This is a genomic window from Streptomyces sp. SGAir0957, assembly GCF_043523415.1.
The window spans coordinates 38393-50871 of the sequence record NZ_CP027294.1 but is presented as its reverse complement, the minus strand read 5'-3'; the positions used below and the strand labels follow the sequence as shown (position 1 = coordinate 50871).

Below are 12479 nucleotides of genomic sequence, written 5' to 3'. Positions count from 1 at the left end.
CGACGCGCCGCCGCTACGCGGCGGAAACCCGGCGCTCCGCGCCAGGCCCAAATCGGTTGCTTCGCAACCGAGTTGACGTCACTCCGTGACGTCGCGTCAGCAATGCTCCGCATCGCTGACGGCTCGGATCGCTCCGCGATCCGGCCTTGTGGGGCCACGCTCCGCGCGGCCCCACAAAAAGATGCCTCTACGGGAGAGCGTCAGTGTGCTCCTCGATGTACCTCACAAGCGCCCATCCACTTCCCGCCCACAGATGAACTCGTGCGGTGCCGGCCTCCCCCGAGGACTGCTGGCCCTCTCGGACGACGTAGTGCACAGGGCCCATGGCCGTCTCCGTGATGCACACATCGCCCCAGGCACCACCCAGGGCGGTCATAGCGGTATTCACAGCGTCTTCGAGATCGTCGTCTTTCAGGTCGCCTATGCGCCCCAGGACCGCGTCCAGGCCATCGTTCTCGGTCTGGATCCTGGCATCCGGGTGTCCGAGACGCTGCCGGATGCGGTCAGCCAACTGCTCCGCTGCCCCGGGCATCGACGCTTCCGCTTCGATCTTCACAGACATGGTCAGCCCCAGCAGATCCTGGACCACCTCCTGGAAATCTGCCGACTCTTCTGCACTGAAAGGGCTCTCATCCGGTATCAGGTCTTCGTACTCATCGTTGCTCTCCACGAGACCTATCCTCCCGGGCCCATCCGTGTGTCACACATGAGGGTTTCGACAGCCGCGTGTGTCGAACTTGCAGGCAAGCTAGCTTATGCGCTGAAGCCGCCTCGCCGAGGGCACTCATCGCGGAGGGCGCACCTCGACGCCTCGGGGATGCGCTGGTGACAAGGGTGGGTCAGTGGGCGGAGTTGAGCTTGCTGAAGACCCAGCGCAGGACTTCTTGGTCGACGCGGGAGCGGCCGGTGCGCTTCAGGGCGGTGTGGGTGAGGGCGGTCAGGCGAGCCCAGTTGCGGAAGTTGCCGTGCGCGGCGCGGCTGTCGGCGTAGGCGAGGTCGTCGGGGTCGGCGTCGGCCCAGATGGGGTGGTAGAGCGGGATCGTCTGGAGGACCTCGTCTTGGGTGAGGCGGGTGAAGCGCTGCCAGATGAAGATCCGGGAGGAGAGCATCGGTTCGTGGGTCAGCGCCTGGTGGCAGCCTTCGCCGCCGACGAAGATGACGGCGAGCTGGGTGTAGGGGTCGTCCCAGAGGTATCGGACGTATTCCAGCTGGTCGCTCTGGAGCCATTGGGCTTCGTCCAGGACGAGGGTGCGCGGGTGGGTGGCGAGTGCGGTCTTGAGGAGGTGGTCGAACTCGCTGGCGTAGCGCGGGGGCGGGCCGGGCAGTTCGAGCACGGTGTGGAGTTCGTGGCGCACGGCGCGGGTGGTGGCGCGGGCGTGGAAGGTGATGCGGCGGATGTCCTCGTCGGGTTCGAGGGCGCGCAGGCAGCTGGTGACGGCCATGGTCTTGCCAAAGCCGGCGCCGCCGTGGACGCACATCATCGCGCGGGCGTCGATGGTGTCGGTGAGGTTCTCCCGGGCGGTGAGTACGGCGTGGGTGCTCACCAGGCGGGCGTCGGGCAGGGCGGTGTACTGGTCGGTGGGCGGGGGTGGCAGATGGCTGCCGGTCATGAGGTGTCTTCCTCGCTGTGGGTGGGCGGTGCGGCGGGGCGGGTGCGGGCCTTGAGGGCCGCGGGGATGGCCCAGTCATCTGGTGGCGGCGCGGGCGGGATGAGGTCGGGCAGCGCCAGGTCGGCCAGGTCGATGTGCTGGTGCTGGTGTGCGTCGAGTTCGCGGGCGGCTTCGGTGCTGGTCGTGGCATCCAGGCGGCGCGGCACTTGGCCCGGTTCGGTAGAGGGGGCGAAGCGGGTGTGGCGCAGCTGTTCGGCGGCTTTCGCCTCCTCGCGCAGGCGCCGGGCGCGCTGGGTGCGGGTGCGGCGCAGCGCGGCGAGCTGCTCGTCGCTGGCCTGGTCGGCGAGGTAGGCGGTGCCCAGGTGGTGGCCGTGGGGTGTGCAGAGTTCGATCTCGTGGGTGTGGTGGGGCATGAAGCGCACCGTGACCTTGCGGCCGGCTTGTCCGGTCATCCAGTCGGCGATGTAGTCGCGGCTGCGGAAGCGGACGCCGTGGCTGGTGATGGTGCGGGTGCGGCCGTCATCCTCAAGCGTGAGGGACCACACGTCGGTGGCGGGGACGTCGTGGAGCGGGGTCGGATCAGCCTGCCAGGCCTGCAGCGGGGTCGCGCCGTGCAGTTCGGCCGGGCGGTGCTCGGTGTTCCACCAGTTCGCCCAGGCCAGTAGGTGCCCGGTGAACGCCTCGAAGGACAAAGGCGGGGCCGTCTCCGGGCGGCGGTCGGGGCGTCGTTGCGGCTTCTTGGGCGTGTAGCCGGGCAGAGCCGCGAACAGCATGCGGGTGACGCAGTGGTTGAGGTTCTCGATGCTGCCCTTCAGGTGCGGGCTGTAGGGCGGCAGGACGGTGATGTCCGCGTTCAGCGCGGTCAGCGCGGCGGTGACGGTGCGGGAGAGGAAGTCGCGGCCGCGGTCGAAGCGCACCTGCTCGGGCAGGCCGCCGAACGGACCGTAGCAGTCGGTGCGCAGGACGGCGGAGCGCAGCGCGGCCAGCACCGAGGCACGGGTTGGCGTGTCGGGGGTGACGGCGAGACCGGTGATGGCCTTGGTCGCGCAGTCGATGAACCACGTGACGTACGGGGGAACGAGGTCACCGTCGGCGTCGACATACAACGGGGCCTGGACATGATCGGCCTCCCATACGCGGTTACGCCACATCCGCCGGCGCTTGGCGAACACGTCCCGGCTACGGGCAGCCTGAAGGCCGTGGCGGTAGGCGGCCCGCTCCCCCGCCGTCACATCCCGGCGCACCGCCCGCAGAAACGTCGGCAGGGACGGCACCGTCTCCAGTAACGGCACGGCCGCGGGCGGGGCGCCGCCCGGCAGAAGCACGCGTGTGGGCGGGGCGCCGCCCGGCAGGAGCGCAGCGTGGTCGCTGGTGCTCGTGGCCGTCGAGGTGCCGGACTCCTCAGGCAGCCCGGCCTCGTCCAGCCCGGTGTCGTCGGGCAGCCCGGTGTCGTCGGGCAGCCCGGTGTCGTCGGGTGGCCCGGTACCGGTGGCGGTGCGGGCGCGGGCGAGGAGTTCCCGGTAGACCGCGGACGCGTTGCCATGCCAGTACGCGAGCAGGATCCGGATCTCCTCGGTGATCTCGAACCGGTCAGCCCGCCGCACCCCCGGACGAGCAGCCGAGGCAGGGGCGACGGTCGCATCCGCCAGCCAGCGCCACACGGTGCGCTCCGAGACGTTCAGGCACTGGGCGGTGGTGCGGACATGGATCCGGGTGAGCTGGCGTGCGGCACGCAGGGCGAGCAGGCGGCGCACCGCCGGGGCCCGCAGCGCCGTCAGCGACACGGGGTCCAGCACGGGCTCGGATCGGGGTGGCGACAGCGTCGGGGTGTCGTCGTCAGGGGTTATCGCGGTCATGAGGGGTGTCCTTCGGCCCGCGGGGCGGAATCGGTCAGGGGCTGACGGGACCGAGGCGGGAACAAGCGCGCGTCAGCAAGGCACGGTCCACCACCGTCCCCGGAGAACGGGTCAGGGCCGCATAGGCGTGGGAGGTGATCTTCGCCCAGGTACGGAAGTTCCCTTTCGCGCGCGTGGTGTTGGCATGGAGCAGGTCAACGTCCGACGCGGCATCCCATAGCGGATGGAACAGGCGCAGCACCGTGGGGACCTGTTCCCCGTCCAGGCGGGGCACCTGCTGCCAGGTCAGCACCCGGGAGGCCAGCGCTGGAGCCCGTTTCATGGTGCGCTCGGCCCCAGCCCCACACAGCACCAGCGATGCCTGCGTGGCCGGCGCGTCGAGGAGCAAGCGCAGGTAGTCCAGCTCGGGGCCCCCAATGCGCTGGGCATCGTCGATCACCAGAACTACGGGGTTTTTGAAATCGTCGATCAGTGCACGGTCGACTGCATCTGTCCTGCTAGCCAGTGCCTTCACGGGCCGGGCGAAAGCGGTGAGCAGCGCGGCGCGCAGTTGCGGGAGACCGGGCTTGACTGCCACCTGGGCGAAGTGAACCGGCACACGGCGCGGGAGCAGACGCAGCGCCTGGTAGAGCGCGACCGTCTTGCCGTAACCGGGATCTCCGTAGAGACACAGCACGCCTCGTGCGGCGACCGTATGAGCAAGTGCTTCGGCGACCTCGCTGAGCTGATGAGTCATGACCAGATGCGCGCCCGGTACATACAGGCGTACTCCGTCGGTGAACGGCGAGTTGAGCGGCGTTTTATGGGGTTCTTCGCTGGCGTCGGACGCGGCAGGCAGTGCTGTGGGTTCGCCGGTTTCGTCGACGGTGCCTGGCAGGGCGAGCTCGGCCAGCGCACGGTCGTAGCGGTCCGGATCGACGTGTCCGCGGCGCGGAGCGGTACTCGCGAGCACCCGGCCTGCGCGCAGGTGATCCCTGACCGCCCGCTGCACAGTCGCCAACGACGGAAGCCTCCCGGCCGCAGGCGACGGGTCACCGGCCTGTTCCAACTCCCGGTACAGGCGGGTTACGTTTCCGCCCAGTGCTTCCAGCCGGGTCCACAACGCGTCATCAAGAGTGAAACTCCCACGTCGGTGAACCGGCTCGAGACGGCCCTCGCGGGCCTCTGCCAGCCAGCGCCACGCGGTACGGGCCGTTACCCCGGCCGCCTCGGCAGCAATCCCTATATGCACCGACGTCAGACTCCCGGCGTGGTCCAACGTGAGGAGACGGCGTACCACGACCTGCCGGATTAGCATCCGGTCCTTCGACCGCGACCCCGACGGCACAGCCTCCCCCGGGCCACTCTGGCCAGCACGAGGCCGCAGCAGCCGAGCGGGCGGTGAAACCTCGCCAGACATACCCCTCAGTGCACACCGGGGGCCTTGGGGGTGACACAGGAATACTCAACCCCACGACAGCCGAAGGCCCGGCGTGCTAGCCCGAACCCTCAGGCTATGACAGCCGGTTGGTCACCCGATGACAGCCAGAAACGAGCAGTCCACACCGACGAACACACTGCTCAACAAGCCATACAACACATCAAAACCCACTGCCAACCAACCCACCGCCACAACACCGACCATTCACACCCGCAAGCACGTCGAGGAGCTGCCACTGGAACGAGCCGGGCCCGCCGCTACCTCACGCGAGACCACGCCGGAGGGCACCGTGCTGGTCGACCTGGGGATGTAGACGGCGAACGTACGCCGACGAGCCGACCGGCTCAACGAGCAGCGACGCGTGGCGTTGGACTAGCTCGGCATGCGCTGGTGAAGATGAGCTGTGGCGGCTACGTCCGTTTCTGGGAGAGCGGTGTTGATCTCGATCAGTTCCTGCGGATGCGGGGAGCAGCAGGCCTGAAGGAGCCGGGGGACGCTTCGTGACGACCCGCGAGCACGGGGAGCAGGCCGCTGTAGGGACCACCGCGGGCGCGGCAAGCAGGTGCTCGCCGCGCGCCTCGAGCAGCTGCCCGTGGAACCCATCCCCACGGGCGTGGGGAGCAGCCGTAGGACGTCTCTCGCAAGAGGTTGCCCGCCCCGCAGCCGTCTGTCGGCCGCGCAACCGCGGCTCAAGCCGCCCTGCTCAATATCGACATCGAGCCTCAGCCGCTGCTGGTGACTGCGCGGGGATAGCCTCCGTGCAGTCACACTCCCGGCATGCTTTATGTGGCTGGATCTACTGGTTCGGGAATGCAGTCAGGGTTCACACCCCGCGAACTAAGGTCAGATCGAAGTTGGTTCACGAGTTTCCGCAAGATTCCATCCAGTGTGACCCAGTCAACGGGAGCCGACCATACATCAGGCTCAAGGATGGAACCAACCGACCATCCCTCTTCTCTTTCCTCAATCAGGAGCCAACCGGGATCAGTCGACATAGTGTCAAGAACAAATGTTTCGCGTGTGGTCGAGTTACGCCACTGGCTCAGATGGTGCGCCAATTCCCCAAGAGGGAAGGCAGGTTCGGCGAGGATCTGGCGATCCCCGTCGAGCACTTGCAGATCACCCTCGATCGCAATAAGGCACTCCGCCAGTGTCGGACCGGCGGGAACACCGACTTCCAAATTAGTGTAAGTGATTTTCACTGTGCGGCCTTACGTCACGGATTGTAAGGGAAGGCGTTGATGACGCGACCGTCATTCGAGACGATGATGCGGATTCCGGTCTGTCCTCTTGTTCCGACTACTGTATGCGTGTTGACTTCCATCTTGAAGGTGTCTGGCATCGCGTTGGGCCGGAAAACCGCCTCTGGTGACTTCATGGCCTCCGCTACCCACTCTTGCGCCTGCTCTTTGTTCGCCGTGGCAAACTTGGCCTTCCTTGTGGCGCCCTCAGCCAGATGGATGTCCTTGATGAAAAACTTTGACGGGTCCTTTGTGGCATCCATCGCTATCTCGGAGGCGGCAGCCAGGCGACCGACTCTGGAAGCGTCAGCTATCTTCTCGACATCCTTGAGTGCCGCTGCCCCCTTGACTTCTCCTACCCCAGGAATGAAGAACACGGCGCTTTCGCCTACGGCCTGCGTGCACTTGCCAAGGGTCGGCTTGGCATAGCAGTCGACGATGGTACCGATGGGGGTGACCGCCCAGGCAAACGCCGTCAGGGTCGGATTCATCTCGGGGGCGGTGAGGACTCCACCGTTCCTGACACAGCGAACGAGTTCCCAGTCGACGCCCGCAGCATTGAGCCGTGGAACACAACGAGGACGTTTGGCCTCCTCAGCAAGCTTCTTTCGGACTTGTTCGTCGATCCGACGTGCCTCGGCCTCTTCTTGTTTGCGCAGGTCGTAGGTCCTCTTCCATGCTGCCGCGGCTTCGGCGTCCGCTTCCTTGGCACTCTTGCCCGCCGCCGTGGCCGACTCGCGAGCGTCTGCGGCAGAGTCGTTGGCCTGTGCCGCTGACGTGTAGGCGTATTTGGCAGACCACTGGGCCTGTGCTGCGGACTCGGTGGCTGCTGCAGCGTCGCGGTCGGCAGCGTTGGCTGCATTGCGGGCCGTGCTAGCGGACTTCGCGGCCTTGTCGGCACTGACTTGTGCTTGATCGGCCGACTTGTCGGCGTCGGTTGCGTAGTCCTTGGCCTGGCCAGCGAAGCGCTCAGCGTCGGCTTTGGCGTCCTGCGCCTGGTCAGCTGCTCCAGCGGCTTCGTAAGCGGCTTTAGCTGCGAGGGAACTGTTCTTACGTGCCGTTGCAGCGGTGGCATCGGCTCGGGCGACTAGGCTGGTGACCTGGGCGACGTGGGTGGCAGCGAGCTGATCCTTTCGGTCGGCCATGTACTGGCCGACGGTGATGAAGTCGTGCAGGTCGTTGACCGGGCCCTCTAGTGCGATTTTGGCGGCGGCTCTGACCTCCGGCCCACCGTCGTTGACGAGCCCGGAGGCCTGCACCTCTTCATCGGTGCTGCGTGCGACGTCGTGGCCGTGGGCGAGGAAGGCGGCCAGGGCCTTGCCGCTGCCATCAGCGAGCGCAGCCTTGCCCGCTTCTTGCACGCTGGTGCCACCACTGTTGATCATTTTGGAGACTTCCACCTCCATGTCGACGGCTCCGGCCTCGTACTGGCCGGTGGTGTAGAAGTCGTCGATCGTTCTGGCGTCGGCCTTCAGCGCCTCGGTTGCGGCCGTGCGCACGCTCTCGTACGGGCTCGTGGTGCTCAGCTCGGAGACAGCGTCGCGGGTTTCGTTTTGCACGGCGGTGTCCCAGCCGGCGCGGAGGAACTGCATGATGTCCGCGTCCGAGCCCGACAGGGCTTCCGTGGCCGCTTGGCGCAGCCAGGGCCCTCGGCTCTTCAGCGTGTCCAGCGCGAGTTGGCGGCCCTTGGTCGCGAGCGCCGCTTGGTCGGTGTCGGGCTTGTTGGCCTGTGCCCCGAGGGTGGCGTGGGTGGTGTCAAGGTTGTGGGCCTGGAGGGCCATGCCGGCCGACTCGGAGATGTACTGCTGTGTGGTGGCTGTTCGGGTCTTGGCGACTTCGATGGCTGCGTTGGTGAGGGTGGTCAGTTCCTCTGTCTCGGTCTCGCGGGCGAGATCGAAGACCTGGTGTGCGGTGTGGGCAGCGTTGGTGGCGGTGTCGGCCGCTTCCTTGGCCGCGGTTGCGTGCTTCTTGGCCTGAGCCGCTGCGTCGGCTGCTTCGCCGGCGTGCTGGGCCGCCTCGTCGGCGGCGTCGGCGGCCTTGTCGGCGTGGTCTGCGGCCGAGTTGGCGTAATCGCGGGCTTGCCAGGCGGCGGTCGCTGACTTCTCGGCCAGGGCCTCGGCGCGGTCTGCGGCGCGGTTGGCCTCGGCGGCGTGGCGGCGGGTCTCAGCCGCGGCGGCGGCGGCTTCACCGGAGTGGACACCGGCGGCATCGGCGGCGGCGTTGGCCCGGTCGGCCGCATCGGCGGCGGCGTTGGCGTTGGCGCCGGCACTGCGCGAAGCCTTGACCGCGGCCTGCGCTGCCTTGGATGCCTTGCCGGCCTGGTCGGCGGCGATCGCCGAGCGGTGGGCCAGGTCGGCTGCCTTGCGGGCGGCTTTGGCCTTGTCCGCGGCGGCGGCGGCCTGGTCCTTGTTTTTGCCCGCGGCGATGGCCGCGTTGTAGGCGTCGTTGGCCGCGCTGGCCGCCTGCGCGGCGGCGCTCGCGGTTTGTGCTGCGGCGAGCGCGGCGATGCGGGCGGAGTGGTTGGCGGCGTTGGCGGCGCTGATCGCGCTCTGGGCGGCGCTGGCGGCCTGCCGGGCCGCGTCGGCGGCCTGCTTGGCCTTGTAGGCGGCCTTTTTGGAATCGTTCTTGGCGGCCTCGGTCTCCGCAGCCGCTTTCTCGGCGGCCTGCTCAGCCTGCTCAGCAGCGGCGATGGCCTTCTTGGACTGCTCCTCGGCGGCCTCGGTCTCCTCCTTGGCCTGCTGGCCAGCCTTCTCTGCCTGGTCGGTCAGTTCCTCGATGGTGGCGTATTCATGGTCGCGGTCGCGCGCCGTGAACTGGCCTATCTCCAAGAATTCCAGGATGTCATCCGGGCTACCGCTGAGCGCGAGTTTGCCGGCCGCCTTCACGTTCGGGCCGCCCGCATTAATGATCTTGGAAACCTCGACCTCGTTGTCGATGTCCCGGGCGTCGAACTGGCCCTGGTCGAGAAACTTCTCCCAGTCGGCCGGTCCGCCCGCGAGGGCCTTCTTCCCGGCCTCCTTCACGCTGGTGCCGCCGTAGTTGATGATCCGGGAGACCTCAACCTCTTGGTCCTGCTGCAGTGGCGCCTTCCAGCCGTCCTTCAGGAAGGTGTGCAACTGCTCAGGCGTACCCGCCAGCGCCGCTTTCGCAGCTTCGCGTACAGCAGGGCCACCCGCATTGAAGATCCGGCTGACGTCGACCTCATCGTCAACGATCTGGATCGCTGGGGCATCGTCAAGGAAGCTCTTGACATCCTCGTCGGACCCCACCAGTGCTTGCTCAGCGGCCTCCTTGACACCAGCGCCGCCGGTCATCCAGAGCGCAACGGTGTCACCACGGTCCGTAGCGAAATCTTCGTCATCCGCCACCGCAGGTGCAGCAGTCCCCAGCATTCCGGCAATGAGCGCGGCTGGAAGCAGCACAGCACCGCTTCGTGCCTGCCAGGCCCTCGCCGCACTGCTTTCCCTAGCGTCAGTTCGCCCCGGCGGCCCGAACGGCCGGCGCCCTGGTCGTCTCTTCACCCTGGTTCCCCTTCTCTCGGCCCGCACAACGAAAGCGCGACGGCCGGTACCAACTGCCGGTGAACACCGCACGACACGCCATACCCCACAACCGAAATGTCTGTTTGGTACCCATGGCGAAGATTGAGAGTTACTTGCTGAAGTAAAACCCAAGGATGTCGCGGCAGCTTCATTCGATCCCACAACAGCTCCCCAGCTGGGAGTTGTTGAGGAGAGATGCAGCATACATGTGCTTTACTTGTGGAAATCCTGTGGGCATCATTCATGCCAACTCCCCTTGAACGGAAGGAAGATGTGGCAATAACCCGTGCCCGAAAGGCACTCTTTACGGCCGCTGCCAGCACCCTGGCTGCCTGCGGCGGTCTGCTCACGCTCAATACGGCACAGGCCGACCCTCAAGCCGCCCCGGCCGTCACCGCGGCCTCGGACATGCCCACTCTCGCCGAAACCTGGGACTACCCCGGCGCAGCAAAGATCGCCTCAGAGCGCGGCATCACGCTCAAGCGCGGTGACGGGCACATCACTCTCACCGACTGCGCCGAGACCTGGGACATGCAGGTCCGCTCCCGGCTCGGGCACTTCTGCTTCGCCGTGCACGGCGCCAAGGGTCTGCTCACACTGGAACTGCCGGATTCCTTCGGCATCACCACCGTGGACCATGCGGTTACCGCGACGCTGGACGCCGACGGCCAGGAGAGCGTCGTCAAGGCTCCGGCCCACGACTACACCCCGATGGGCGAGACCGGCGACACCGGCGTGCGGTCCATCCTGGTCGAACTGCGCATCGGCAGCTGACCTGCAACGCCCTGCTGTCTCGCCTCCCCCACGAGAAGGCACGCCCCCTCGGCCTACTTCCGGCCGGACGGCCGCTTGTCGTCGTTTCACTTGATCGGATTCTGTTTTCCTGTGTCCACCACCCCCCGCCGCACGGCGTTGACCGGCCTGCTTACTGCCTCGCTTGCCGCCGGTGTGTTCACCGCCCTGCCCGCCCAGGCCATTACCGGCGCCGAAGCCGCTGAACAGGCGGCCGCATTCACCGCCCGCATCGACATCGGCAACAGCGAGCGCACCTGCTCCGGCGTCCTGGTCGACGCGCAGTGGCTGCTCACCTCCGCCACCTGCTTCGCCGCCGACGGCCACCCCGCCGCCGGCGCCCCGGCCAAGACCACCAAGGCCACCATCGGCCGCACCGACCTGACCACCACCGCCGGCCAGGTCCGCACGGTGACGCAGCTGGTGCCGCGCACCGACCGTGATGTGACGCTGGCCCGCCTGGACAAGCCGGTCACCACCATCACCCCGGTCGACATTGCCGCGCAGGCCCCGGCCGCCGGCACCACGGTGACCGCGGCCGGCTACGGGCGCACCAGGAGCGAGTGGTCACCGCTGAAACTGCACACCGGTGCCTTCACCGTCGGCGCCACCAGCAGCAGCGACCTGCCGCTGACGGGCACGGACGGGGCCACATTGTGTGCCGGTGACACCGGCGGCCCGCAGCTCGCCGCCACGGGCGACTCCTTCGAGCTGGTCGGCATCAACTCGCGGTCCTGGCAGAGCGGCTGCTTCGGCGCTGACCCGGCGGAGACGCGTACCGACGCGATCGGTGCCCGGGTGGATGACCTGGCGGGCTGGGTGGCCAAGAACGGGCTGGCGACGATGCACGCCGATGTCACCACCGTGGTGACCACCGCCGACTTCAACAACGATGGGCGTCCCGACGTGGCCGCCATCACCGAGGACGGCAACCTGCACGCCTTCTACACCACCGCGAGCGGCACCCTCATCTACGGGCGGGAGCTGTGGAAGCACGACGGCAGCTGGTCCCGCAAGAGCCGTATCTTCGGCGGTGACTTCAACGGCGACGGCAACGCCGACATCGCCGCCATGAACACCGAGGGCGTCCTCTCCCTCTACCCCGGCACCGCCGCGGGTCCGCTGGCGGCCGGGATCGCCATGTGGAAGGACGACTCCTGGGGCTCCTTCCCCAACATCGCCACCTACCGCGCCAAGGACTGGACCCGCGACGGCCTGGTCACCGTCGCCCCCTCCGGACGCCTGTACGCCTACCCCACCGGTACTACCGGCGCGCTGGACGGCACCCGCACCGAGGTCTGGCACGACGACACCTGGAACAAGAAGCTCATCACCTCCGACGACTTCACCAGCGACCAGCTCAACGACATCGCCGCCATCGGCCAGGACGGCGCGCTCGGCCTCTACACCGGCAACACCCAGGGCAAGTTCGACTACTTCGGCCAGATGTGGCCCGACCCCTCCTGGGCCAGCTTCCCCGTCATGATGGGCGGCGACTACAACGGCGACGGCAAGGCCGACATCGCCGCCATCAACTCCACCGGCGGCCTCTACCTCTACCCCGGCGACGGCAAGGGCAAGCTGTCGGCGCGCACCAGCATGTGGCCCGCCATCGGCTGACCCCGCTCCCCCACCCGGTGCGGTCCGCTCGTGCTTGCGGGCGGGCCGCCCCGGGTGGCGGCTGCGTCGCCGGCGCCGCAGTCGTCTTACCGGTCGTGCCGGGCTGAGGCATGTACGGCGTAAGGCCACGGAGACGGCCGTGTTCTGGATGGACACCACGCCGCATGCCTGCCAGCCCAGTACGCGCGATGAGCTCGCGCCCCCTGCCGCCGCCCCGCAGCCCGGTCGCGTCCGTCTCCACTGGCCCAATCCCCTGGCACGACACCCGCGCACCCGGCGGTCTTGGTTCAGACAGCCTCCGCTGCGGACCGCCGTCTGCTTCGTTCCCGCTTTCCCGTGTCGGCCCGCAGGCTCGGGGCGCCCTCCTCAGTACCCGGTCGCCCGGCACTATGCCCCGG

At 67.8% G+C, this 12479-nt stretch carries 7 protein-coding genes and 1 pseudogene; 2 read left to right on the top strand and 6 right to left on the bottom strand.

Features of this window, described 5'->3' with window-relative positions; all coding sequences use genetic code 11:
* Positions 1-187: 187 nt before the first annotated feature.
* From C1N81_RS45100 to C1N81_RS45075, 6 genes and pseudogenes are all read right to left on the bottom strand, one after another.
* The gene (locus C1N81_RS45100; RefSeq protein WP_394438696.1) at positions 188-670 is read right to left on the bottom strand and encodes a hypothetical protein; all 483 of its coding nucleotides are present in this window, start codon (positions 668-670) and stop codon (positions 188-190) included.
* A gap of 169 nt (positions 671-839) precedes the next feature.
* A complete protein-coding gene (locus C1N81_RS45095) occupies positions 840-1610 on the bottom strand; it encodes an AAA family ATPase (protein ID WP_394438694.1) in 771 nt (256 codons plus the stop codon).
* Positions 1607-2902 (bottom strand): Mu transposase C-terminal domain-containing protein, encoded by a 1296-nt coding sequence (locus tag C1N81_RS45090; RefSeq protein WP_394438700.1) that lies wholly within the window; start codon positions 2900-2902, stop codon positions 1607-1609. Before C1N81_RS45090 ends, C1N81_RS45095 begins: the two co-directional genes overlap by 4 nt.
* 363 nt (positions 2903-3265) lie before the next feature.
* Positions 3266-3466, bottom strand: a pseudogene (locus C1N81_RS45085) (hypothetical protein); the annotation flags it as partial.
* A 34-nt stretch (positions 3467-3500) separates the two neighbouring features.
* Positions 3501-4763 carry an AAA family ATPase gene (locus C1N81_RS45080; RefSeq protein WP_394438692.1) on the bottom strand — a complete coding sequence of 421 codons (1263 nt, stop codon included), beginning with the start codon at positions 4761-4763 and terminating at the stop codon, positions 3501-3503.
* 1339 nt (positions 4764-6102) lie between these two features.
* Complete coding sequence (locus tag C1N81_RS45075; protein WP_394438690.1) at positions 6103-9549, bottom strand: ALF repeat-containing protein; 3447 nt, start codon at positions 9547-9549, stop codon at positions 6103-6105.
* Positions 9550-9888: 339 nt separating this feature from the next.
* On the opposite strand from C1N81_RS45075, the gene C1N81_RS45070 reads away from it, so the two are divergent.
* Positions 9889-10443, top strand: a complete 555-nt coding sequence (locus C1N81_RS45070; protein WP_394438687.1) for a hypothetical protein — start codon at positions 9889-9891, stop codon at positions 10441-10443.
* 111 nt (positions 10444-10554) lie between these two features.
* A complete protein-coding gene (locus tag C1N81_RS45065; RefSeq protein WP_394438685.1) occupies positions 10555-12081 on the top strand; it encodes a trypsin-like serine protease in 1527 nt (508 codons plus the stop codon).
* The last annotated feature ends 398 nt before the right edge of the window (positions 12082-12479 follow it).

Bases quoted from the DNA above. Each gene is read 5' to 3' on its own strand.
- C1N81_RS45095 (WP_394438694.1), bottom strand. From the start codon at position 1,610: ATGACCGGCAGCCATCTGCCACCCCCGCCCACCGACCAGTACACCGCC.
- C1N81_RS45080 (WP_394438692.1), bottom strand. From the start codon at position 4,763: ATGCTAATCCGGCAGGTCGTGGTACGCCGTCTCCTCACGTTGGACCAC.